Raw genomic sequence first — 23,565 nt, 5'->3', positions numbered from 1 at the left:
CATCATGAGCAGCCGGATACCGATCACCGTCCTGGTCGACGAGTTGCACGCCCTCCGTGAGCGGGTCATGGGCGTGGGTGAGAGTGTCATCTCCACCGCGGACGGGATACTGGTGGCCGCCGACACGGCCACCGTCCACCCCGAGTCGGCCGCCGCGCTCGCGGCCGCCATGCTCGGCCTCGGCCGGCGCACCGCGGCCGAGTTCGGTGTGGGGGGCCTGCGCGACGTGGTGGCCCGGTGCGGCGGCGGTTACGTCGTGGTGCTGGCCATCGGGGAGCAGGCCCTGCTGGTGATCCTGGGCGACGAGGGGCTCGACGTCGTCGGCCTGCACCGCGAATCACCCGCCACGGTGCGTCGGTTGGGCGAACTCCTCGGGGTGGCGACCACGGTCCAGCCGTACTGACGGCCGCGCCCGCCCCGGCGGGCCGTGACCACCGCCGTCGCGTCCCGCGGCCGCGGCGAGAGCGCGGTCAAGCGACTGGAGCGCGACGTGCTCTCACAGCGGGGACTGCGCACGGTCGTCCTCCTCGAAGGCGTCAACGACATCAACAACGACGTGCCGAGCTCCCAGGCACTGATCGACGGCTACCGCGACATCGTGAACCGCGCGCACACGGCCGGCATCCGGCCCGGGCCCCGGCCGACCCCGCGATTGTCCGCGGGGTCCTGCCACCGGCCACGGACAATCGCCCGACCGCACAGAGGAGTTCGCCGAGGCGGCGGCCGCCACCGCAGCCGGGCCGGCGCGCACACGGAATGACCGCGGTGGCAGGGAGCCGGGCCGGGCCCGGGCTGCACCTCGGTGTCGGTGGACGCCTTCGTCCGGATCGCCGTGATCCGTAGGTCGACTGGCCAGGCGGGGCGGAGGAGTCACGGCGGACAAGAAGCCGGTCGCCGTGGTGGCCGAGGACGCGTTGGTCGGCGAGGTCGTCGAGCGGTTGACGGACTGCGCCGATGCCTCCGGCATCGAGCGCACCAGGGAACGCCTCGCGACGTGTACGGCGGGCCACCGGACCGGTGTCCCGGCCACTCCACACCGTCCGCCGACCGGGATGTCGCGCGGCAGGCGCTGCCCTTGGTCAGCACGATCCGCTACAGGCCCGCCTGCTGCCGGGGCCGCCACCCGTCCGGTCAGCGGAAGGTCGTTCAGCGGTTCACCGTGCGCATTCCGTCCTCGTCGTAGCGCTCGCCCTCCACCGCGGGCAACTCGGCCTCGATGCGGGCCAGGTCCTCATCGGTCAACCCGACGTCGACCGCGTCCGCGTTCTGCTCCAGGTAGGTGCGGCGTTTGGTGCCCGGGATCGGCACGAGGTCCTCGCCGCGGGCCAGTACCCAGGCGATCGCCAGTTGGGCCGGGGTGACGTGCTTCTCCGCGGCGATCTCCTTCACCTTCTCGGCGAGCCGGAGGTTGGCGGCCAGGTTGGCCTCGGCGAAGCGCGGATTGGTGCGGCGGAAGTCGTCCTTGTCGAGCTCGTCCGGGGAGCTGAAGCGGCCCGCGAGGAAGCCGCGGCCGAGTGGGGAGTACGGCACGAAGCCGATTCCGAGCTCCCGGCACGTGGGGAGCACCTCGGCCTCCACGTCCCGCGTCCAGAGCGAGTACTCGCTCTGGACGGCGGTGACCGGGTGGACGGCGTGGGCGCGGCGGATGGTCTCGGCGCCCGCCTCGCTCAGCCCGATGTACCGCACCTTTCCCTCGGCGACCAGTTCGCCGAGCGCGCCGACGGTTTCCTCGATGGGCACGGTCGGATCGACCCGGTGCTGGTAGTACAGATCGATGAAGTCGGTGCGGAGCCGCGCGAGTGAGCCGTGGACGGAGCTGCGGACGTGCTCGGCCGAGCCGTCCTGGCGGCCCACGGTCGACATGTCGCCCGGAACGGCGCTGTCCATGCGGTAGTTGAACTTCGTGGCGATCACGTACTCGTCACGGTGTCCCCGGACGGCCTCGCCGACCAGGGACTCGTTGGTGAGCGGTCCGTAGACCTGCGCCGTGTCGAGGAAGGTGATGCCGAGGTCCAGGGCGCGCCGGATGGTCGCGACGCCCTCGTCCTGGTCGGCCGTGCCGTAGAAGGCGGACATCCCCATACAGCCGAGGCCGATGGCCGATACCTGGAGGTCCCGCAGACTGCGCTGTTGCATCTGTCGTGCCAGCCCTTCGTCTCGTTCTTCCCGTGGCCCGACGCCTTCCGGCGCCCCGGTCCGTGCGACCGGTCAGCCTGGTCTCCTCGGAGAGGACCTTACGGCGCCGGGGTCTTCTGGAGGCGGACCGGCACGGCCGGCCGGGTGCAGGACGCCCGTGCGAGGCCTTGCCCTACCGGCGGGCCGGCTTGTTCAACGCCGCCGGTACCCCGGCCGCAGGTCACGGGGCTGCGCGCAGGGCGTGTTGAAGGCTTGCGATGAACCGATGCAGAACGGCGGGGTTTCCGGCGGCGCGGGCAGGGTTGAGCTCGCAGATCGAGAGTGCTCGGAAGCGCGGGTCCCGGCACGCGGTGTCCAGTGCCTCGGACAGGGCGTCGAGCGTGGGGCCGCTGTTGCGGCCGTCCGTGCTTTCGGCGAGCGGCGCGTCGGTGAAGTCCAGGACGTCGACATCGACGTGCACGGCCAGGGGACCGGACGGGAGCCCACCGAGGGCCCGTGTCACCTCGGGTCCCGGCGTGGTGGCGAGGTCGGTGTGCGAGCCCCATCGCAGGCCCAGGCCTCTTGCCTGCTCGCGTTCCCAGGAGGTGGCGGCCTCGGGATCGATGCCGAGGAGGTGGAGCCGGTCCGGGGTGAGCAGCGGGCGGTGGGCGAAGGCGGCCGCCAGCGGCTCCGCGGCTCCGGGCAGGTCCAGTCCGTGGGCGAGCCCCATCCAGTCGAGGGCGCCCTCGCGGGTGCTCGCGGGTGTGTTGAGGTCGAAGTGCCGGTCGATGTAGAGGAGGCCTGCGTCCGGGTCGCGATCCGTGAGAGCTGCCATCACGCCCAGTGCGACGGTGCAGTTGCCGCCGATGACCAGAACGTCCGCGTCCTCCTCCAACGCTGCGGCGACGTGGTCGGCGACCGCCCTGACGGCTTGGACCACTGCCGTGAGGTTCTGGGCCCGCGGGTGCTGCGGGTCAGGAGCCCACACCTGCAGCGGTCCGTTCCCTGCATCTCGTACCCGGCGGCCCGTCGCTCTGAGGCCGTCGATCAGGCCCAGCTCGCGCAACACGCTTGGTGCGGCCTCCTGGCCGGGTGCGTAGCTGCCCGCACTGGTCGGCGCGCCCACCACAACGAGATCTCGTCGCATCCACCCATCCTGGCCGTCCGCCCGGACGGGCGCCAGCGGGCTGTGCCCGCGGGTCACCAGGGGGAGTGACGATGCCGCACGGAGAAGACGCGGGCCGGCCGGCAACTACCCAGGGGCGGCCCGGCAGTCAGGAGGACCCGGTGGTCGGCCACGAACCGGAAGCCGAACCCGCGCCTCCACCGCGTCCGGCTCCCGCTCGCTCGGGCCGACCGAGACCTCGGCATCATGCAGGCGGTGGACGGAAGGAGGAGCGGCGAAGTCGGATCAGCGGCTACCGCCGCGCGGCCGGGAGATCGAGGCCCTCGCCTCCTGGATCGGCTCTCGACTCCTCGATCGGCTTTCTCCAGCTCGTCGAACGATGGTGGGCCGCCGGTTGTGCGGCCCACCACCAGTGCGTTCCGGTGGCTCAGAAGGGTGCGCAATCTTCGCGAAAGCGCCACGGCGAGGTCTGGAACCCTCACAGTCGAGCCGCCTAGGCTCCGCACGTGCGCGACGACGCGCGCGGAGCCGGCCGACGACGACCGGTGTGTGCCGGCGACCCCGGCAGCACGGGAAGATCACATGGACTACTGCACGCCCTGCCGCCGTCACCTGAACGGCGCGATGACCTGCCCCGGCTGCGGGGCACTCGCGGACACCCGGGAGACGCCGCCGGAGGCCGCCGCGCCGCCGCCGGAGGCCGCCGTGCCGCCGCCGTCGGCCGTCGGCTCGCCGATTCCGCTGCCGAGCTGGTCCGCCCCGCCGGTCGGCTCCCGGCGGGCCGGGCGCCGGTCCGCACGGCGGCCGGGCGTGTTCGTGCTCTCCGTCGCCGGCCTGGTCGTCGCGGGGCTCGGCGTCGCGGCGCTGGCCGCCAACGGTACGGAGGGCGCGCCGCCCCCACCCGTCGCCGACGGACCGGCCGCGACGCCGTCGCCGAGCGCCACGCCCCCCGCCGCGCAGGCCACCGCAACGGGCGTGACCACGGCCCCGGTCAGGACGACCTCGCAGCGCACCGGCCCGACCCCCAGCGGGTCGGTCGCTGCCTCCACCTCCGCCACCGTCCCGACCAGGAGCACCGTCCCCGCCACGGCGACGAACAGCCGCGCCCCGGAGTCGGCGGCGCCGGCCCCGTCCGCGCCGACCACGGCCGCGCCCACCACCGGGCAACCCCCGACGGCCTCCCCGCGGCCCTCGGGCACCGCCGGCCCGAAGCCGACAGCCACCTGCACCCCGTTCCTGTTCTGGTGCACGTAGCCGCCGCGATGACGCGTCCGTGGCGGCGGCCGGCCGTGGCCGCCGGTCGACGGGGGCCGGCCGTGGCCGCCGGCTGGCATGCTCGCGCCCGAAAGACAGCAGGTCACAGGCCTTCTCGCTGCGGTCCGGCGGGGCCGGCATTCCGGTCGCAGCAGCCCCACCACCCCCTTGGAAGGGCTGCGGAGCAGCACGGCCGCGCCCCGAGTGGCCGGCCCGCACCGCGCACACCATCGCGGTCGGTGCCCGAGTCCCTGGGCGCTTCCCGGGTCGACGGGTTCGCGGTGGGTCACAGGTAGCAGCGTCGGTGTCGGGCGCTGCCGACGACGCGGCCCGTGCGCAGGGCGAGTTGTGCCAGGAGGGCGGCGCGTCGGTCGGTGGGGCCGAGCAGGTCGGGGGAGTGGAGCAGGAGTGCCCACCAGGCGCGGGCGGCGTCGCCCGGTCGTGCGGGCGGCATGCCGTGGGCGGCGAAGTCGCGGTAGAGCCTGGGGTGTGAGCGCCCGTAGCCGTAGGACTGCCGGGCGATGGTCCGCGTGTCGCCGCGGTGCCGGTAGTGCATGACGGCGTGGGGCGCGAAGGCCAGCCGGTAGCCGGCCAGTTGGGCGCGCCAGAAGAACTCGGTGTCGTCGCCGCCGCCCTGGTAACTCTCGTCGAAGCCGCCCAGCTGGTGCCAGAGCTCTTTGTGGAAGCCGCAGTTGGCGCCCGCCGGGTAGGGCAGGAAGCCGAAGGTGTCGAGCAGGGCGGCGGACTTCTTCGGCGGGCGCGCGGCGAGTGCGACCGTGCCGTTGAGCAGGCGGCGCTCCAGGGCGCCGCCCACGGCCGGGTCGGTGCGCAGGGCGTCGACCAGGCCGGTCACCCATCCGGGAGCCGCCACGTCGTCCGCGTCGCAGAGCAGCACGAACTCACCACCGGCCCGCCGGCAGCCGAGGTTGCGGGCGTGGTTGACGCCGGGCGCGTCGGTGACGGTCACCCGCAGCCGCGGCATCCGCCCTTCCCAGCGCCGCAGCAGCGCGCGGGTGCCGTCGCTGGATCCGTTCTCGACGACGATGACCTCCCACGGATCCGGATAGGTCTGCGCGCACAGGGCCTCCAGCTGCGCGGGCAGCGTCGTCTCGGCGTTGCGCGCGGGTATGACGACCGAGACCAGGCCGACGGGGCGGCGGGTCCCGTTCATTCCGGGTCCCGGGTGAGCGACCCCGGCGCCCGGACGGCACGGACCACGGCGGCGGTGTCGCGCAGGTCCGCCAGCACCACGTCCGCGCCCGCCTTCCGCAGCACCTCGGCGCTGCTCGCGCCGGTGGCGACGGCGACCACCCGCGCTCCGCCGCTGCGCCCCGTGTGCACGTCGCGCGGGGTGTCGCCGATCAGGACGGTGGCCCCGGCGGCGAAGTCGGACCCGTGGGCGGCCGCCGCGCGCCGCCGGGCGACCGGGAGGAGCGCGGCGCGCTCACGGGCGTCGTCGCCGTACGCGCCGATGGCGGGGTCCAGGAACTCCGCCAGTGCGAACAGCCCCAGCTTGAGCGCGGCGTTGTCCCGCAGGTTCCCGGTCAGCACGGACTGGGCCACGTCGTCCCGGTTTCCCAGCACTCGAAGGGCCTCGGCGGCGCCGGGCAGCGCCCGGCCGGCGCTCCGCAGGTCGCCGGCCCGCCGGCGCAGCTCGGCGGTGAGCTCGGCGGTGACCCGGTCCGGTTCGATGGCGCCGACGTCGTGCCGGGCGAACAGCTCGTCCATGATGTCGAGTTCGGTCCGGCCCGCGATGCTGACGCGGTGGCGGGCGGGCCGGCCGGTGAGCCGTTCGAAGGCGAGCGGGTAGATCGACTCGACGACGTGACCGCCGTCGATCAGCGTGCCGTCGATGTCCCACAGCAGGAGGATCCGCGCCCCGCCCCGGAGTTCCGCCGGCTCGCCCCGGTCGCCCGTCCTCGCGGGCTGATCGCGGGTCATACCCTGACCGCCGGTCGCCGGGCGGTGGGCCGGGCGGTGAACGGGCCCCGTTGCGTGGTGCAGGCCGCGCCGTGCCGGGCGGCGAGGTCGAGTGCGTCGGCCGCGGTCGCGCCGGTGGCGAGCGCGTAGGTGAGGACGGCCGCGAAGTTGTCCCCGACTCCGTAGGTGTCGACCACGGGGCCCGGTGCGCGGGCGGGCCGGTAGCGCCGAGGGGGACGGTCGCAGCGGGTGAACACGCCGCCGCGCCGGCCTTCGGTGCTGACCACCAGGTCCGGCGGCCGGCGCAGCAGCGCCGGGTCGCAGCGCTCGGCCGGGTCGCAGCCGCTGCCGACCAGCGCGTCGACCCTGACGCCGGATTCCCGCACGGTGCCGAACTCCCGCGCGGTCACCACGAGTACTCCGGCCCGGCGCGCCCGGCGCAGCAGGGCGGCGTCCCCGGCGGTGAAGAACACCGCGTCGTAGGAGGCCAATTGTCCCCAGTCGACGGGATCGGCCGCGGCCGGCTGCAGGCGTTCGCCGAGGGTGACGGTGGTGCGCTCACCGCAGCGGTCGACCATGCTCACCGCCGTGCGGGTGGGGCCGGTCCTGGCCGCGGCCAGGACCCGTACGCCGCGGTGTTCGAGTTCGGCGCGGGAGCGCCGCCCGGCGTGGTCGTCGCCGAGGGCGGTGAAGAAGGTGCAGGTGCCGGCCAGTTCGGCGAGCCGGACGGCCGCGACCGCGCCACCGCCGGCCGGGCCCTGCCAGAGCCGGTCGGCGTGGGTCACCTCGCCGGCGGCGGGGACCGCGTCGAGACCGGCGATCGTGGTCCATTCGACGTGTCCCACCACGGCGACCTTCGGTCCGCCCGGGGGAGCCGCCGTACCGGCGGGGCGGGTGTTCTCGTCCATCGTCCCTCGACTCTCGCACCGGCCCTTCGCCGGTGCCACTCCAAGGCGATCAGCACCTTCTCGTGTACGCACTGTTCTGTCCGCCGATCGTGGGTGCGTCGACGAACTATGAATGGCGGGACCGGCCGGGCTCGGCGATGATGGACGCTTGGGGCCTTGGCTCCCGGTATCAAACCACTGGCCGCGCGGCCGTCCGCCGCTCGACGGAGGTGTACGCGAATGAAGGACGTGGACGCGTTTTTCTTCGATTTCGACGGGACACTGTGGGACCCGGAGTCCGAGATATTCCGCGCGCACGCGGAGGTCTTCCTGGAATTCGGCCACCGGCTCCCGGTCGAGGTGTGGTCGTCGCTCGTCGGCACCATCGGCTCCGACCTGTGGACGCGGCTCGAACGGGCCACCGGATGCACGGCGGACCGCCGTGAACTGCAGGAACGGGTCCGCTGGCGGCAGCGCGAGCTGCTCGGCACACTGGTCGGCAGGCCCGGCGTGCACCGGGTCCTCGGGGCGGTCGACGCCCTGGGGATCTCCCGGGGGATCGTCAGCAACTCCACCCGGGAATGGGTCACCAGATATGCGCGGCAGTGCGGTCTGGCCGACGGATGGAGCACCATACAGTGCGCCGACGGGGACCGGGCGAGCGCGAAACCGGAGCCGGGTCTCTACGTCGCGGCGCTGGCCTCGCTGGGAATTCCCGCCGAGCGGGCGGTGGCGTTCGAGGATTCCCCCAGCGGCGTACGCGCCGCGAAAAGGGCCGGAATCCGATGTGTGGCAATTCCGAACGCGATGACCGCCGCGCTCGATCTCGATGAGGCGGATCTACGGTTCGAATCGTTCGAGCAGATCGATCTGCCAGGAATTATCGGAGGAAAGCCGATGCAACAGGCGAGGACCGCGGCCCGCACCGCCGCACCGAAGGCTCCGTCCGGCGGGGCGGCCGGACCGGCGCTCCAGCACTACTACTGCCTGCCGGACGACCTCCGGGTGGTCGGGGGAGAGGGCGTGTACCTCTACGCCGACGACGGCCGGCGCTATCTCGACTGCTCCTCGGGGACGTTCAACCTGAGCCTGGGCTACGCCCACCCCGAGATCGTGGAGGTGGTCCGCGAACAGGCCGGCCGGCTGATCCACGTCACCTCCAAGTTCCAGACGGAGCCGCTGAACGCCCTGGTGTCGAAGCTGGCCGAGGTCTCGCCGCCGAACCTCACCCGGGTGCACCTGAAGTCGGCGAGCGGGTCCGACGCCAACGAGAGCGCCGTCAAGATCGCCCAGGTGCACACCGGGAAGTCCGACGTGATCACGCTCTTCCGCGGCCACCTCGGCCAGACCCTCGGCATGATCGGTGCCTCCGGCGCCGCCTTCCGGCGCACCCCCTTCCCCTCGCACCTGCCCGGTGTCGTGCACGTCCCCGACCCGCACTGCCTGCGCTGCTTCTACCGTCAGGAGCGGGCCACCTGCGGCCTGCTGTGCGTCGAGCGGATCAACGACTTCATCGACTACGCGAGCACCGGCCGGGTGGCCTGCGTGGTGCTGGAGCCGATCAGCGGCAACGGCGGCAACGTCGTGCCGCCGGACGGCTATCTGCAGGCGCTCAAGGACCTCTGCGAGGAGCGCGGCATCCTGCTGGTCTTCGACGAGATCCAGACCGGCTTCGGGCGCACCGGCCGGATGTTCGCCGCCGACCACTTCGGCGTCGCCCCGCACATGATGACCTTCGGCAAGGGACTCGGCGGCGCGGGGATGCCCATCGCCGGGATCCTGACCGAGGAGCGGCTGACCGGGGTGGAAGGACACCACATCAACTCGACCTTCGGCGGCAACGTGCTGGCCGCCGCGGCCGCCCTGAAGACCGTCGAGGTCATCGGCCGCCCCGGCTTCCTGGAGAACGTGCGCGACGTCGGCGCCCACGTGCTCGACCGGCTGCGCGACCTCGCCACCAAGGTGCCGTTCGTCCAGGAGGTCCGCGGCGTCGGACTGATGATCGGCATCGACATCGTGGACCGCGACGGCCGCCCCGACCCCGCGCTCACCAACCACCTCGCCGAACGCGGCCTGGACTGCGGACTGCTGCTGCGGACCTCGCTGTACGGACACGGCAACGTGCTGAAGGTCCGTCCGGCGCTGGTCATGACCCGTCAGGAGGCGGACGAGATGTGCGATCTGCTGGAACGACTCTTCCTCTCGGCCCTCTCATGAGGGGCCTCGTCCAGGACCTGTCCGATCGGATCCGGACGGCCGTGCGCGAGGGTCTGCACGAGGTCGGAAGCCGCTACGTGGCGGGGACGGCGAAGGGCGGGGACGCCGAGTTCCCGGTCGACGTGCTCGCGGAACGGGCCGCCTGGGACTTCCTGCGGGAGCGCGGCGAGCCCGTGGCCGTCTACACCGAGAGCGAGGGGCTGCGCACGATCGGCCGGGCGCCCGAGCACGTGCTGATCATCGACCCGATCGACGGCACCCGCGGCGCCGCCGCCGACCTGGAGATGGCCTGCGTCTCCATCGCCGCGGCCCCCTTCGGCGAGGAGCCCACCATCGGCGACATCCGGTACGCGATGCTCCAGGAGATCAAGACCGGCCACTGGCTGTACGCCGACGCCCACGGCACCGGGATCGAGTCCTGCGGCTACCCCGTGCCGGTACCCCACTTGTCCGCCACCACCGAGCCCGAGCGGATGTTCTGGTCGCTGGAGTTCAACGGCCACCCGGCGGAGCTGATGACCGGGGCCTACGGCCACCTGATCGACGCCTCGGCCAACACCGGCGGCGTGTACGTGTTCAACAGCGCCTCCTTCTCCATCTCCCGCATCATCACCGGCCAGATGGACGCCTACGTCGACATCGGCAACCGGCTGCTGCGCGACCGCCCCGCCACCGAGGCGGACTTCCGACGGGTCGGGCACGGGAGCATCCTGCACCTGTTCCCGTACGACATCGCGGCCTCGGTGTACCTCGCGGAACGCGCCGGGGTCACCATCACTGACGCCTACGGCAAGTCGCTGCACGACACCCTGCTGCTGGACATCGATCCGCTGAACCAGCGCTCGTGCATCGCCGCCTGCACCCCCCGGCTGCACGCGGCCCTGATCGACTCGATCCGCTGGTAGGAGACACCGAGGAGGCCGCTGCGGTGACCGAACACCGGCACGTGACCCGTGCCCGCCCGCCCGGCGGGTGGACCGACGAGGCGGCCCTGGCGGCCGTCGCCGACACCCTCGGCCTCACGGTCGGGGCCGAGATCCTGGAGGGCGGCTCACCGGCCCGGGTCCACCGGGCCACCGGCCGGGCCGGTGAGGAGCTGGTGGTCAAGGTCCTGGTGCCCGCACCGGGCGCCGTCGACGGGCACGACCTGGTGTCCTTCCGTCACAAGCTGCGCCAGATCGAGCTGCTGCGCGCCGTGGCCCCGCGGTTGGCGGCGCACTACCTGCCGGTCGCGCACGTCCTCGACGGCGACGGCTGGGCGGCCTGCACGACGCCGTTCTACGCCTCGGCGGACCTGGCGGCGCCCCTGCGGGAGTCGCCGCAGGGCACCCGGGAGTTCTTCCGCCGCTACCCGGCCCTCCTCCAGGCCCTGGTGCTGGACGGCTACGCCGCGCGTTCCCACCCCGCCCCGGCCGCCCACCTGGCGGACGTCGTGGTGGGCCGCTTCCTGCGGCGGCTGCCGGTGCTGCGCCGGGCCCTGCCGCAAGACCTGATGGGCGCCGAACGCCTGACCGTCAACGGCGTGCCGTGCGAGGCCCCGCAGCTGGTCCTGGAACGGCTGGCCGGCCGGTTGGCCCGCCTGGCTCCCGCCCGCCTGATGGCCCCCGCCCACGGCGACGCGAACACCCGCAACGTCCTGGTGTCCACCCGCCCCGGCGCGGCCGCCGCGGACTTCCGCCTCATCGACCCGCGCGGCTGCGTCGAGCCCTGGGACCCGGTCTACGACCTGGCCAAGACCCTGTTCAGCCTCAGCGTGTGGGATCCCGCGCTGCGCACGGGCTTCGCGGTGTCCGGCGGGCCGGGGCACGCCTACCAGGTGGGCTTCCGGCAGCCGGTGTTCCCGGGCTACCGCGCGGCGATCCACGCCTTCCTGCCCCGGCTGGCCGCCCACGAGGGCCTGTCGGGGCTGTTCCACGACGATCCCCGCTGGTGGGAGCGGCTGCTGCTGACCCACGACCTGCACGTCCTGGCGGAGGCACCCTGCCGCCTCTCCGACCGCAAGCCCAAGCCCGACCTGCGGGGCCGCAACTCCACCCCCGTCGAACTCGCCCTCGGCCACTACCTCCTCGGCACCCTGCTGATCAACGACCTCGCCGCCCAACTCGCCCGCCCCGGCGGCGTGGACCCCACGAGCCACCTCGCCCTGGTGGCCGACCACCTGCCCTAGAACGTGGCCGCCAGGTGCGCGAGCGCGGAGTCCAGGGTGGGGCCCAGCAGGCGGTGCCGGGTGCTGCGCAGCACCAGCCGCGGCGGGCGGCGGCAACCGGAACCGGCCGCCGTCCCCTGGGTGGGCACCACCCGGGTGGGCAGGTCCAGGGCCTGCTGGACCCGGGACATCAGCTCGAAGCGGGTCACCACGTCGGCGCCGCCGTAGTGCACGACACCCGTGTGGTGCCAGAGTCGGGCCAGGGCCGGGGCGATGCTGGGCAGGTAGACCGGGGCGCAGACCAGGTCGGTGCGGGCGGGCGTGGTCGGCGCGGCGAGGCGGGACAGGAAGGTGTTCGCCCAGGGGCCGCGCCCGAAGACGAGGGGGATCCGGACGATCAGGTGCCCGCCCTCGGCGAGCAGCAGGTCCTCGGCCGCCACCTTGGTCCGCCCGTAGACGTTGACCGGGGAGCGCGGGTCGGCCTCGGTGTACCGGGGGCGGGTGCCGTCGAAGACGTTGTCGCTGGAGAGCAGGACCAGCTTCGCGGCCGAGCCGCGCAGGGCGTCCAGCAGCACCTCGACCGGGCGGACGTTGAGGCGGTGGGCCAGGGCGGGGTCGGCCTCGGCCGCCTCCAGGGGAACCAGGCCGGCCGCGTGGACGACGAGGTCGAAGCCGTCGGCCGCGAGCGCCGCGAGCCGGGCCTCGTCGCGCAGGTCCAGCCGGACCAGGCCTGGGGCCGGCCGGGTGGCGTACGTGCCGACCACCGCGTGACGGGGGGCCCACCGGTGCCAGAGGCCGCCGCCCACGAACCCCGACGCACCGAGCAGCAGGATCCTCGGGCGGGAGTCGGCAGGTGGTTCCCGAGGCGCTTCCCACCCGTCCGGACGCCCATAGCGGTTCATACCGGACACCCTATGACACTGTTGGGACACGAACCGCTGGGAGGCTGCGATGAAGGCCGTCGTGTTCGAGGGCGTGGGCCTGCCCGGCATCCACGATCGTGCGGTCCCCTCCTTCGAGGCGGACGAGGTCCTGGTCAAGGTGGCGGTCACCGGCATCTGCGGAACGGACCGGGCGATCCTGCTGGGCGAGTTCCCCGCACGCCGGGGTGTGGTGCTGGGGCACGAGGCGGTCGGCGCGGTGGCCGCGGTCGGCGCCGGCGTCGCCGCCGTGGCGCCGGGCGACCGGGTGGTGATCAACCCGACCTACCACTGCGACCGGTGCCGCCCCTGCCGGCGCGGGATGCCGGCCCACTGCGGGGCCAAGGCGGGCCGGGAGATCGGCGTCGACCGGGACGGCACGATGGCGGGCTTCGCCGTCGTACCCGAGCGCTTCGTCCACCGGCTGCCCGACTCGGTGCCCTACCGACGCGGGGCGCTGGTGGAACCGCTCGCCTGCGTGCTCAACAACCTGGCGGCGGCCCGGCCGCGTTGGGACGACCGGGTGCTCGTGGTCGGCGCCGGCCCCATCGGCGCGCTGTGCGCGCTGGTCCTGGCCGGCCGCGGCACCAGGGTCACACTGGCCGAGCGCGATCCGGCCCGGGTGGAACTCGCCCGTCTCCTGCTGCCGCGCACGGTCCGGGTCCTGGCCGCACAGGAGGCGGCCGGAGCCGGCGCGCCCGACATCGCCATCGACACCACCGGGTCGCTGCCCGGGGACGTGCTCGGCACGGTGGCGGCCGGCGGCACCGTCGTGGTGATGGGCGAGAAGGAGACCGGCGTCGCCACCGTCCCGCTGAGGGCCCTGGTGACCAGGGGAATCCGCCTGGTGGGAGCGGGACCCTACCGGCCCGCGGACTTCGCCCGGGCGGTGGCCCTCGCCCGGGAGCTGCCACTCGAAGCCCTGGTGACCCATGTCCTGCCACTCGAACGGTACGCCGAGGCCCTCGCCCTGCTGGCCGTCGCACCGGCCGGGCCGGCCCGACCGGAGACCGACGGGTACCGCGCCATGAAGGTCCTGCTCGCCACGGACGGGAGCCCCGCCCCATGAGACCCCGCTTCCTGGACGGAACGCTCTGGCTGGACGGCCGGCCCCGGTTCCTGATCACCGGCGAGTACCCCTACTACCGGGACCACCCCGGACGTTGGGCGGCCAAGCTGCGGGCCATGCGCGAGGCCGGCCTCGAGGTGGTGACCAGCTACGTCCCCTGGCGCCACCACGAGATCACCCGGGACGACGGCCGACAATGGTGCTTCGACGGCGACGGCAACCGCGATCTGGCCGGCTTCCTGGACCTGGTCGCGGCGACCGGCCTGCTCGCGGTGCTCAAGCCCGGCCCCTACGTGCACGCCGAACTGCCCTTCGGCGGGCTGCCCGACCGACTCAGCCCGACGCTCGACCCCGGGCGGACCGCCGCCCGGTCCGCCGACGGCCGACCGCTGCCCTGTCACCGGTTCACGCTGCCCTCGGCCCTGGACCCGCGGTTCCTCACCGACGCGACGGACTGGCTGCGCGCCGTCGGCCTCTTCCTGCGGCCGTTCGCGCACCCGCACGGGCCCCTCGTCGCCGCCCAGATCGGCAACGAGGGGCACTACGGGGAGAGCGCGCTGCCGCTCGACGCGCTCGACTACTCGCAGCCGGCGGCCGACGCTTTCGCCGCCTTCGCCCCCGGCGTGGCCGCACCCACCGGCGCGCAGGACCGGCCGTCCGCCGAAGGACTGCGCTCCCTGGTGACCTGGGGCCGATGGTCGGCCGAGTCACTCACCAAGGGGATGACGCGACTGGCCGAGGCGTTCGGCACGGACCTCCCCGTCTTCACCACCTACGCGCCACCGGCCAGGGCGGATCGCGTCCCCGCCCGTGCCGCCGGACGCCACGACGCCTGGCTGGCCAGGAACCGGATCGGCGCACCCCCCGCGCTGCCCCGCGCCTACACCAGCTGGACCGGCCCGGTGCTCTCCGACGACGAGGCCCTGGTCAACTACGTCCTGGCGGCCAAAGGCGGGCCCGGCCCCAACATCGAGGAGAACTGGGGGCTGCGCTGGGCGGAACCCGGCTGCGCCTTCCCGGTGGTGCCGATCCACCACACCCTGCTGGGCGTCGCCTGCGGGGCGACCGGCATCAGCGTCTACCCGGCCTGCGCCACCGACGGCTGGGGCCCGCACCTCGCGGTGGACCGCGCCCGGCTCCCCGAACCGGCAGGCGACCCCGCGCAGTTCGACCCGCCGTACGGGGACGCCGCCCCGATCCGGCTCGACGCCGGCCCCGGCCGCGCCTTCGCCGCGCTGCGGGTGCTGACCCACTTCCTGGCCGGACGGCAGGAGCCGCTGGCCCTCTCCCGCCCGGAGCCCGGCGTGTGCTGGGGCGTCCATCCGCCGTACGCGGCGATCGGCGCCTGGGCGGGGACGGCCGACGGCGAGCGCCCCGTGCCCTCGGCCGCCCGCACCCTGGTGCCCTTCGTCGCCCACTGCCTGGGGCAGAACCTGCCCTTCCGGCTGGCGGAACTCACCGGCCGGGCGGAACTCGATCCCGCGTCAGGGCCGATGGTCACCGCGTCGGGCCGGTTCCTGGAACGGGCCGTGCAACGACGGCTCGCACGGTTCGCCGAGCAGGGCGGCTCGCTCCTCCTGATGGGTGAACTTCCCCTGCTGGACGAGGACTTGCGGCCCTGCACCGAACTGGCCGACGCGGTTCGCCGGCACGGCGGCGGCCGGGTGCGCACGGTGGCCCTCGACGAGCGGCTACTCGCAACGGCCGTCGAGGACTGGCTCGGTGGGAGCCACGACGTCCGCGTGCGGGCGAGACCGGGGCCGTGGCTCGAACTGCGCACGAGCGCCGCCGACCCCGAGGAGGTGTTCGTCTTCCTCTTCAACCGCACCGGCTCCCCCCTGCGGGCCCGCACCGCGTGCGGCGAGCACCTCGTCACCACCGACCTGGTCGGCGGCGGCTGCGCCGTCGTCCAGGTGTCGCACGGACGGCTCGGCGCGTGCTACGTGAAGGGACTGAACGAGAGGACCGCTGCCCGGCTGCCGGTCCGGGTCCGGGTGGGCGGTGATCTGCTGACCTCCGACCGGCCGTGCGACCTGTCCGCCCTACGCGGAGCCGGCGGCTTCGAGGTGCGAACCGCCGCGGGGCCCGGCGAGGCCCGCGTGACCCTGCAGGAGGCGGTATGAACGGCTCCCCGGCCGAGGCGGTCGGCGTCGACGTCGGCGCCACCAAGATCGCGGCGGTGCGCGTGGCGGCCGACGGCGCGGTGTCGGCGCGGGCCCGCTGCGCCACGCCGCGCCGGACGGCGGCGGAGCTGGTCGCCGCCGTCGCCGGCCTGGTGGCGCGGGTGCGCGGCGAGCGGGTCGCCGCCGTCGGCGTCGGGCTGCCGGGGATGGTCGACGCCCGGACCGGGGCGCTGGCCTTCGCGCCGGGCCTGGAGTTCGCGCGGGCACCGCTGCGGGAGCTGATCGCGGACGCGGTGGGACTGCCGGTGGTGACGGACAACGACGCCAACGTCGCCGCGTGGGCCGAGTACCGGCTCGGTGCCGGGCGCGGGCACGAGCACCTGGTGCTGGTGACGCTGGGCACGGGGCTGGGGTGCGGGGTGGTCGTCGGCGGGCGACTGCTGCACGGCGCGCACGGCTTCGCCACCGAGGCCAGCCACCTGACCGTCGATCCCGGGGGACCGTGGTGCGAGTGCGGACAGCGCGGGTGCTGGGGTGTGGCGGCGTCCGGAGCCGCCATCGAGAAACTCGGCCGACAGGCCGCGACGGACCTCCCGGCCTCGCCGCTCGGCCGCCTGATCGGCGCGGGCCGGCCGGACGCCGGAACGGCCGTCACCGAGGCCGCGCGCGGCGGCGACGGCCGGGCACTGGAGATCCTGGACCGGATCGGTACGCTCACCGGCGTCGGCCTGGCCGCCCTCGCCAACCTGTTCGACCCCGCCGTCGTGATCGTCGGAGGCGGTCCGGTCTCCGCCGGTGACCTGCTGCTCGCTCCGGCGCGCGCCGAGTTCGCCCGCCGACTCTACGCGCCCGGCGACCGCCCGCCGGTGCCCGTGCTGGCGGCGGGCTTCGCCGACCTCGCCGGCGCGATCGGCGCGGCGCTGCTGGCGCTCGACCGGTCGCGCTGAGCAGCGCCGGGCCGTCGCTCTCGCCGTCGCCCTCGCCGCCGCTCAGCCGCCCCGGTCCGGCCGGGGCGTGTCAGGGTCGGCGAGCAGGGCGGCGGCCGTCCGAAGCGCCCGGTCGACGTCCGGCGCCCGCCGGGTGACGGACCGGTGCCGGTCGTGCCCCCAGGTCCGCCAGTAGCCGCCGACCTTGCCGTGCCGGTCGTCGATGACGACGTGCGGCAGGCCGAGCAGCAGGCTCAGCAGGTGGCCGTGCAGCCGGTCGGTGACCACCGCCTCGGCGCTGCCGAGCAGCCGGCAGCCGCGCCGGAGCTGGAGCTCGGCATGGCGGTCCTGGGCCTCGGCGAGCTCGGCGACCGCCCCGCCGCCCGCCGTGCGGCGGACGTCCGACGAGGCCGCCGCGATCCGCTGCCGGACGGCCAGGGCCGCCGCGGCCCAGGCCGCGTCGGCGCCCTCCTGGCCGACCCAGTCGGTCCGGTACACCCCGCCGTCCGGGTCCGGCTCCGCCTGGGCGGCCGACTCGTGGTCGGCGCGCCGCAGCCACAGGATCCCCCGTTCGGGCCGGCCGAGACGGGGCATCCCGTTCATCGCGAAGGCGCAGTCCGGGGCGAGCAGGGACGGGGCGCGGAAGGCCCGGCGGGCCGCGCGCAGGCTCGGGCCGTCGCGCAGCAGCAGGATCAGATCGGGGTGCGCGTCGAAGACCGCCCGGGCCCGGGCGAGGGCGGCCGGGTCGCCGAAGTGGACGGACTGCGGCAGCTGGATGATCCGGTGCCCAGGGAAGGCGCCGATCACGTCCTCGCGCATGCGCTGGTGGCTCGGCCACAGGTCACCCAGATTGCCGCCGCCGGTGAGCAGGATGGTGCCGCTCGGCAGCCGCTCGGCCAGGGCCGCCGGGTGGAAGTCGTGGTGACCGGCGGTGTAGACGACCTCGGCGCCCAGCTCGGTCAGCAACGTGCGCGCCCCCAGCCAGATGGCGCTGTCGCCGACGTTGCCGTAGTCGGGGAAGCCCAGCAGCGCGCAGCGGCTCGACGGCGCGAGCAGGGCACCGAGCACGTCGCCGAGCCGGCGTCCGAGGCCGGCCCACCGCCCCAACCCGGTCACCGCGTCACCGTCGGCGGGGGGACGGGCCCGTAGCGGTCCGCCGCCAGCTCGGCCGCCTCCGCGAGGTCGGGACGGCCGCCGGCCCGGGCGTCGAACCCGACCTCGCGCATGGCCTCGCGGGCCTCCGCCGAACTCATCGGGACGGTGCGCAGCCGGTCGAGGTCGAGCACGCCGGGCAGCGTCGCGCAGCGCCCGAGCACCCCGGCCAGCTCAAGGGTGACCATGGTCCGCAGGCACTTCTCGCACGCCCCGCAGTTCTGCCCGGGGCGGCCGCGCCAGCACACCGCCAGGTGCTGGAGGGCGAGGTCGGAGCGGGCGATCCGGCGTGCCACCTTCTGCGCCCTGGTGGCCTCGGCGCCGTCGTGCACGACGTCCAGCGCCTCGGTGGACCACAGGTGGTCCAGCACCGGGTGCGAGCCGTACGGGGGCAGGTGGCGGTACTCGAAGCTGGCCGCGATCAGGCAGCGGCCGAGCAGGCCCTGCAGCGCCAGCGCGGTACCGGCGAGCGCCGCTCCGTGGAAGTCCTCCCAGCGGACCAGCGGGGCCGTGAAGGCGCGCACGTTGGTCTCCACCGGGACGGCCCGGCAGCCGCTGCGTTCGGCCACCAGCCGGACCCGGTCGAGCAGGCGGTCGTACTCCGGCCCGGCGTGCTGCTCGAAGTTCACGAACAGCAGCTCGGAGACCGGCCGGTGGGCGGGGTCCGAACGGTGCTCGCGGTCCCTGAGCAGACTGTAGAAGGAGTCCACGCCCAGGGTGAAGAACAGCCCCGCGCCGTCCTGTCCGCGCTCGGCCCCGACGAGTTCGCCCGCCGTCACCCGGACCTCGCGCAGCCGGGCCCACCAGGCCGCGTAGATCTCCATCACGGTCCGCGCCGAGCGCAGCAGCCGGCCGGAGACGGGGGCGTCGACCACCAGCTCCTCGCCGAGGCTCATCGCCGGCATCAGCAGCACGGCGAGGAAGGCGTCGCCGCGCTCGGGCAGCCAGTCGCCCTCGCCGTCGGGCACGGTGAAGTGGAGCCGGGCCGAGGGGAGTTCCGCCCCGGCCCGGACCGCTGCCGACAACCGCCGGCCGGCGGCGACCGGTTCGCACCGGACGTCCTCGACGATCATTCCCGCCGCCCTTCCGGGCCCGGCGCGCATCGCTGTCGGCAGTTCATGATCCGCTTCTAGCAGGCCGGCACCGGTCCGCCCGGTCACCGCTGCGCCACGGGCGCGGTGTTCACCCGCGCGGGTCCGCCGCCGCGGGGTCGGACCCGGTGGGTCGTGCGGTGGACGACGCGGCGGTGCGGGCCGCTGCGGTCGGACGCGACGGCCCGGGTGGTGCTCAAGCGGGCGGCGGCATCACCGAAGGCCATCGGCCACCACAGCCCCGCGCGTCGTGGCAACGACGCCGAGCGGTGGATCGCTGCCGGCCCGCAGGAAGCCAGGAGGCCCGCCTCCCGGGCCAGGAGGGCCCCGCCGCAGGTGCGGGGGCGCTTCCTGGGCGGCGACCATCGGGGCGTCGGTCACCAGCAGGGCTGTGGTGACGGCGAGTGCGCCACCTCGACCACACCTGCCGGACCGCGCTGGAGACCTGGGTGTCGGCGTACGGACCCGGGCTCCTCGGCCGCGCAGACCTGGACGGGCCCGCCCGGTGATCGTGCGGTGGGTCGCCGTCATGACCGCGTGAGCCGCTCGACAATTCCGCCGCTCCACCCGGTGCGGCTGGTGCGGCGGCCGGGCAGTCGCAGGCCCACCGGCCCGGCAGCCCCGCCGGGGCTGCTGCGCGGTCGAACGGGGCACCGGAGCGCGGGCCCGTGATCGTGTGTCGGGCGCCGCCGTGTTCGCTCCCGCGCCGCCCGTCGCCGCCTCGCGCACCGGCCGTCGGTCTCCCACGGCGGGGCGCGGTGCCGCGAGCACGGGTCAACCGATAGCGGATCGTGACACGCCCGTAGCCCCGTGACACCGGAGCCTGATGGGAGGATCCCGTTCCCGGTCGCTTCCGGTCCCGGCCGCGGTCGTCGGTCGCACCGCCTTGCCCCACCGAGGAGCGCCCCCATGCGCCATCTGTCCTGTCCGTCTCCCCGTCGCCGGGCCCTGCCGGCCGCGGCCCTCACCGCCGCGTCGGCCCTGCTGCTCACCGCCTGCGCCGCCTCGAACAACTCCCCGAAGAGTGCCGACGACAAGGCCCGGGCGGCCGTGCCGGAGGCGCAGCGGGCCGCGGGGGTGCTGCGGATCGGCTCCGACCTGAACTATCCGCCGATGGAGTTCCGCGGTGCGGACGGCAGGCCGGACGGCCTCGACCCCGACCTGGCCGATGCGCTGGGGAAGGTCCTCGGTCTGCGGATCGAGATCGTCGACACGCCGTTCGACAAGCTGATACCGGATCTCAACGCCGGGCGGTTCGACGTGGCGATGTCGGCGATCAGCGACACGCCCAAGCGTCGCAACGCGCTCGGTGAGAGTGGCCTACCGACCGGTGGGCCCGGCGTGGACTTCGTGGACTACTTCATGGCCGGCACCTCGATCATCGTGCGGAAGGGCAACCCGAAGGGGATCCGGACGCTGGACGACCTCTGCGGCCAGACGATCGCGGTGCAGCGCGCCACCACCCAGGACGACATCGTCAGCCACCAGGTCCCCGCCTGCGTCCGGCAGGGCAAGTCACTGCAGGTGCACCGCTTCGACGACGACGCCCAGGCCCTCGCCGAGGTGGCGGCCGGTACGGCGGTCGCCGATCTCAACGACCTTCCGGCGGCGGCGTACGCGGCCAGGACCACCGACGGCGGCAACCGCTTCGAGGTGGCGGGCACGCAGTCGCAGTCCAGCCCGTACGGGATCGCGGTGAACAAGAGCGACACGGCGCTGCGCGACGCGCTGGTGAAGGGCCTGGACGAGCTGATGCGCAACGGCGCGTACGACACGATCCTCGCGAAGTGGGATGTCAGCGCGGGCGCGGCCCAGGCGGCCGCGATCAACGGGGGGCTCTGATCACGGCGGTGTCGTCGAGCGGAGCGCGGGTGTTCCGGCCGGTGGTCCGTGTGCCGGAGCGGTCCCAGGCCGCCGCCGCGCCGCGCGGGCGGGGCCTCAGGGAGTGGCGTGGCGGAGGACGTCGAGGACCTCATCGGTGATCGCGGCCTCGTTCCGCTCCAGATCCGGGCCGGTGAGCTGGTCGGAGCTCGCGGGGAGACCGGTGAGAACGGGAGTGTGGAGGTGTCCGCCGGGCAGCTGCGGGGCGAGTTCGAGCCGCAGCCGGTTGGAGCGGTAGGCCACCTCGTTGGACAGGTACCCGCCGCCACCGCCTTCGACGGCCCGGGAGCCGGGGGTGGGCCCGTCCTCGCGGTCGACCGGCGCGTCCGCGCCGGCGGGGATCTCGGTGACGGCGGTGTTGAGCGCCACGGGGTACGGCTGTTGAACGGCGGTCATGGCCGAGGCGGGCAGGGTGGTCGGGATGAACTCGGGGCCGGGGCCGAGACCCGGAGCGGTCACCGGGTGCTCCCGGGTGCCGCCGGAGAGCGCACCGGTGTTGTCGGGGTACGGGTCGGCGGAGCGGGCACGGCCGGCCCAGGCCTCCACGGTGAACAGCCCGGGGTAGCCCTGGCTGATGGTGGTGATCTGGTCGGCGGAACGGGGGCCGGGGGACAGGCGCGGGCCGAAGGCGCGCTCGACGATGCCGTGGTCGAAGTCGGCGTAGCGGACGGGGAGCAGGACGGCCCTGATCTCGGCCCGGGTGCCGTCGGCCAGGGTGATCCGCAGACCGTTCAGCCGCAGGGCCGCGGCGCCGGAGGGATTGGCGCGGCGGAGCTCGCCGTCGAGGCCGAAGGGGTCGAAGCCGCTGACGAACACCCGCCGCAGGCCTGGCGTCCCGCTGAACTCGTTGTCCAGCAGCCCGCGGGAGGCGTCCTCGAACCGGGCCCGGAGGGCGTCGGTGTCGGCGGGGAACGCGGGCCGCCACTGGGCGAGGCGGACGGTCATGGCGAGCCGGGTCCAGTAGAGGGGGCGGTCGTCCCGGGCGGGCAGGTCGCCGCCGGGGCGCCGCTCCTGCGCGCGGTCCACCGCGGCCCGCCAGAGCGCCCGGCCCCAGGTGTCCACCAGGGCCCGGGCCTCGGCGGCGTTGCGGGCGGAGCACAACGCGGCGGGGAAGCGGGTGACGAAGTCACCGAGGTCGGCCCGTTCGGTGAAGGCGGCCGTCCTCGGGTCCGCCAGGCGGGCCTGCTCGGCGTCGGGCTGTGCGGCGGGGGCGGTGCGGCAGGCGGGCCGGCCCTGGGCCGTCGCTACTGCCGGGAACAGGGGTACGGCGAGCGCGCCGACAAGGCTCGTGACCAGGGCGTAGCGGGTGATCGTCATGAAGTGTGACATTACATCTGCCTCTGACGGACCGCCAGATCGCCTCGGTGAGAGCGGAGTTCGGGCCGGGGTCGGCGCCCGCAACGCCGCCCACGCCGCCCGCGCCGTCTGCCTTCTGCAGCGGCCCGCCGGCGTCCGGGGCGGGCGGGCCCGGCTCCTACTCGGGGTCGGTGTCCTCGTCGAAGATTCCCAGCTGCAGCACGGGCTCCTGGTGGGGCCCGCCGGCTGCCGTCAACGCCCTGGTCAGATGGGTGGCCATGCCTTTGGGGCGGATCGTTTCGGAGGTGGCTGCCAGTTCCTCCGCCGCCCACCAGCGGTGCCCGTAGCGCGCCTCGGCCGTGTCGATCCTGATCGCGCTCGCCTCTGCGGCGGTGATGCGGGCCAGGCGGTACTCCTCGTACTGGTCGAAGCGCTGGCCGTCGACGGTGAGGAGTGACTGCCGCGTCCAGAGAACCGCACTCAGCCGCTCGGCGGGCAGGGACAACGCGGTCTCCTCCCGTACCTCGCGCACCGCGGCCTGGACGTAGTCCTCGCCGTCCTCGACCCCGCCGCCGACGGTGAACCACCACCGGCCGCCCGGCCTGCGGGGATCCCGGCCGCACAGCAGAAGAAGGCGATCACGCTCGTCGATCAGAAGGACACGGGAGGTCCACCTCTTCAGCGTCATGGGCACCGACCTTACAAGGCTGCGCCCGAGTACCCCCCAGGCCTTGCGGTCCCGTGGCGTCCCAGCGGCCTGTCCAACCATCAGAGTGAAGGCCTGGCGAGGTGTCGCCGCCCGCTGCGACACGACCCCTGCGAGCCCCTCGCCGGCCTCCGCCATCGGGGCGCGACGATCCGGATCACCTACCCGACCGGCCCCGCCCGTCGATCAGAATCGAATGGACGCCCTAGCCCAGGTAGGCGCGGTAGGCGCTGACCCAGCCGCCGATGCTGCTGTAGCCGGAGGCGTCGATGGTGATCGAGCCTCCGGTGCAGTCGTAGTTGTCCCACAGTTCGACCCGGTCGCCGCCCTCGGTGCGGGCGGACCGGATCCGGTCGTTCCAGTTGTCGCCGACGTACGTGCACTGGCCCTGGTTGCCGTAGAACCAGGTGTCCGCGCCCGAGAAGTGGGTGCCGGTGAAGGCGTGGAAGCTGGGCTGGCGGGCCACGGTGCCGCTGGCGGGGGAGGCCGTGGGGGCGAGGGACTGGGCGGAGGAGGAGGGGGCGACGACCACGGTGGCGGCGACGACCGCGGTCGTGAGCAGCACCCTGCGGACGATGGGCATGAGGTCTCCTTCGATCGGAACGCGTCCGGGGGAACGGGTGGGGGACAGCGAGAGCGCGCCTTGACGCTCCGGTCCGGTCGATACCCGTCACTCGGCGGGTACCGTCTCAGAATTACCCGCGATAACCGTGAATAGTTGTGCATGCGAAGAAAT

At 74.3% G+C, this 23,565-nt stretch carries 20 protein-coding genes; 9 read left to right on the top strand and 11 right to left on the bottom strand.

Features of this window, described 5'->3' with window-relative positions:
• Positions 1 to 4 precede the first annotated feature (4 nt).
• Positions 5 to 403 (top strand): roadblock/LC7 domain-containing protein, encoded by a 399-nt coding sequence (locus tag ACWDRR_RS19865; RefSeq protein WP_449773502.1) that lies wholly within the window; start codon positions 5 to 7, stop codon positions 401 to 403.
• A gap of 743 nt (positions 404 to 1,146) precedes the next feature.
• Here the strand turns inward: ACWDRR_RS19865 and ACWDRR_RS19860 are convergent.
• Both ACWDRR_RS19860 and ACWDRR_RS19855 read right to left on the bottom strand, forming a co-directional pair.
• Complete coding sequence (locus ACWDRR_RS19860) at positions 1,147 to 2,136, bottom strand: aldo/keto reductase (RefSeq protein ID WP_449773501.1); 990 nt, start codon at positions 2,134 to 2,136, stop codon at positions 1,147 to 1,149.
• A 220-nt stretch (positions 2,137 to 2,356) separates the two neighbouring features.
• A complete protein-coding gene (locus tag ACWDRR_RS19855) occupies positions 2,357 to 3,262 on the bottom strand; it encodes an arginase family protein (protein ID WP_449773500.1) in 906 nt (301 codons plus the stop codon).
• Positions 3,263 to 3,487: 225 nt separating this feature from the next.
• Here ACWDRR_RS19855 and ACWDRR_RS19850 point away from each other — a divergent pair, with 225 nt between their 5' ends.
• Entirely contained in the window at positions 3,488 to 4,495 is a 1,008-nt protein-coding gene (locus tag ACWDRR_RS19850) for an SCO2400 family protein (protein ID WP_449773499.1), read from the top strand.
• 286 nt (positions 4,496 to 4,781) lie between these two features.
• Here the strand turns inward: ACWDRR_RS19850 and ACWDRR_RS19845 are convergent, their stop codons facing one another.
• The 3 genes from ACWDRR_RS19845 to ACWDRR_RS19835 are packed head-to-tail and all read right to left on the bottom strand — an operon-like array spanning position 4,782 to position 7,323.
• Positions 4,782 to 5,666, bottom strand: coding sequence for a glycosyltransferase family 2 protein (locus tag ACWDRR_RS19845; RefSeq protein ID WP_449773498.1), 885 nt, complete (start codon positions 5,664 to 5,666; stop codon positions 4,782 to 4,784).
• Positions 5,663 to 6,436: an HAD family hydrolase gene (locus ACWDRR_RS19840; RefSeq protein ID WP_449773497.1), complete on the bottom strand. Its 774-nt coding sequence runs from the start codon at positions 6,434 to 6,436 to the stop codon at positions 5,663 to 5,665. Before ACWDRR_RS19840 ends, ACWDRR_RS19845 begins: the two co-directional genes overlap by 4 nt.
• Positions 6,433 to 7,323: a PfkB family carbohydrate kinase gene (locus ACWDRR_RS19835; protein ID WP_449773496.1), complete on the bottom strand. Its 891-nt coding sequence runs from the start codon at positions 7,321 to 7,323 to the stop codon at positions 6,433 to 6,435. The genes ACWDRR_RS19840 and ACWDRR_RS19835 overlap by 4 nt, the downstream gene beginning before the upstream one ends.
• Before the next feature lie 219 nt (positions 7,324 to 7,542).
• On the opposite strand from ACWDRR_RS19835, the gene ACWDRR_RS19830 reads away from it, so the two are divergent.
• The 3 genes from ACWDRR_RS19830 to ACWDRR_RS19820 are packed head-to-tail and all read left to right on the top strand — an operon-like array spanning position 7,543 to position 11,686.
• On the top strand, positions 7,543 to 9,519 hold the full coding sequence (locus ACWDRR_RS19830) for an aminotransferase class III-fold pyridoxal phosphate-dependent enzyme (protein ID WP_449773495.1): 1,977 nt from the start codon (positions 7,543 to 7,545) through the stop codon (positions 9,517 to 9,519).
• A complete protein-coding gene (locus ACWDRR_RS19825; protein ID WP_449773494.1) occupies positions 9,516 to 10,424 on the top strand; it encodes an inositol monophosphatase family protein in 909 nt (302 codons plus the stop codon). Before ACWDRR_RS19830 ends, ACWDRR_RS19825 begins: the two co-directional genes overlap by 4 nt.
• Before the next feature lie 23 nt (positions 10,425 to 10,447).
• A complete protein-coding gene (locus ACWDRR_RS19820; protein WP_449773493.1) occupies positions 10,448 to 11,686 on the top strand; it encodes a phosphotransferase family protein in 1,239 nt (412 codons plus the stop codon).
• Here ACWDRR_RS19820 and ACWDRR_RS19815 read toward each other — a convergent pair.
• Positions 11,683 to 12,567, bottom strand: a complete 885-nt coding sequence (locus ACWDRR_RS19815; protein WP_449773492.1) for an SDR family oxidoreductase — start codon at positions 12,565 to 12,567, stop codon at positions 11,683 to 11,685. The genes ACWDRR_RS19820 and ACWDRR_RS19815 overlap by 4 nt on opposite strands.
• A 49-nt stretch (positions 12,568 to 12,616) precedes the next feature.
• On the opposite strand from ACWDRR_RS19815, the gene ACWDRR_RS19810 reads away from it, so the two are divergent.
• The 3 genes from ACWDRR_RS19810 to ACWDRR_RS19800 are packed head-to-tail and all read left to right on the top strand — an operon-like array spanning position 12,617 to position 16,724.
• Positions 12,617 to 13,654, top strand: coding sequence for a zinc-dependent alcohol dehydrogenase (locus tag ACWDRR_RS19810; RefSeq protein ID WP_449773491.1), 1,038 nt, complete (start codon positions 12,617 to 12,619; stop codon positions 13,652 to 13,654).
• Entirely contained in the window at positions 13,651 to 15,777 is a 2,127-nt protein-coding gene (locus tag ACWDRR_RS19805; RefSeq protein ID WP_449773490.1) for a beta-galactosidase, read from the top strand. Before ACWDRR_RS19810 ends, ACWDRR_RS19805 begins: the two co-directional genes overlap by 4 nt.
• The gene (locus tag ACWDRR_RS19800) at positions 15,774 to 16,724 is read left to right on the top strand and encodes an ROK family protein (protein ID WP_449773489.1); all 951 of its coding nucleotides are present in this window, start codon (positions 15,774 to 15,776) and stop codon (positions 16,722 to 16,724) included. The genes ACWDRR_RS19805 and ACWDRR_RS19800 overlap by 4 nt, the downstream gene beginning before the upstream one ends.
• A 42-nt stretch (positions 16,725 to 16,766) precedes the next feature.
• Here the strand turns inward: ACWDRR_RS19800 and ACWDRR_RS19795 are convergent, their stop codons facing one another.
• Positions 16,767 to 17,819: a polysaccharide pyruvyl transferase family protein gene (locus tag ACWDRR_RS19795; protein WP_449773488.1), complete on the bottom strand. Its 1,053-nt coding sequence runs from the start codon at positions 17,817 to 17,819 to the stop codon at positions 16,767 to 16,769.
• On the bottom strand, positions 17,816 to 18,928 hold the full coding sequence (locus ACWDRR_RS19790) for a hypothetical protein (protein WP_449773487.1): 1,113 nt from the start codon (positions 18,926 to 18,928) through the stop codon (positions 17,816 to 17,818). The genes ACWDRR_RS19795 and ACWDRR_RS19790 overlap by 4 nt, the downstream gene beginning before the upstream one ends.
• Before the next feature lie 927 nt (positions 18,929 to 19,855).
• Here ACWDRR_RS19790 and ACWDRR_RS19785 point away from each other — a divergent pair.
• Positions 19,856 to 20,788 carry an ABC transporter substrate-binding protein gene (locus tag ACWDRR_RS19785; protein ID WP_449773486.1) on the top strand — a complete coding sequence of 311 codons (933 nt, stop codon included), beginning with the start codon at positions 19,856 to 19,858 and terminating at the stop codon, positions 20,786 to 20,788.
• Between the two features lie 96 nt (positions 20,789 to 20,884).
• Here the strand turns inward: ACWDRR_RS19785 and ACWDRR_RS19780 are convergent, their stop codons facing one another.
• The 3 genes from ACWDRR_RS19780 to ACWDRR_RS19770 all read right to left on the bottom strand — a co-directional run bounded on the left by ACWDRR_RS19780 (position 20,885) and on the right by ACWDRR_RS19770 (position 23,412).
• Positions 20,885 to 22,144 carry a pyroglutamyl peptidase gene (locus ACWDRR_RS19780; protein ID WP_449773485.1) on the bottom strand — a complete coding sequence of 420 codons (1,260 nt, stop codon included), beginning with the start codon at positions 22,142 to 22,144 and terminating at the stop codon, positions 20,885 to 20,887.
• A 157-nt stretch (positions 22,145 to 22,301) separates the two neighbouring features.
• The gene (locus ACWDRR_RS19775; protein WP_449773484.1) at positions 22,302 to 22,811 is read right to left on the bottom strand and encodes an NUDIX hydrolase; all 510 of its coding nucleotides are present in this window, start codon (positions 22,809 to 22,811) and stop codon (positions 22,302 to 22,304) included.
• Positions 22,812 to 23,034: 223 nt separating this feature from the next.
• Positions 23,035 to 23,412 (bottom strand): peptidase inhibitor family I36 protein, encoded by a 378-nt coding sequence (locus tag ACWDRR_RS19770; RefSeq protein WP_449773483.1) that lies wholly within the window; start codon positions 23,410 to 23,412, stop codon positions 23,035 to 23,037.
• Between the last annotated feature and the right edge of the window lie 153 nt (positions 23,413 to 23,565).

This window comes from Kitasatospora sp. NPDC003701, assembly GCF_053587085.1.
Note: the sequence above shows the minus strand (reverse complement) of the source record. Positions and strands in the feature narration are given on the sequence as shown.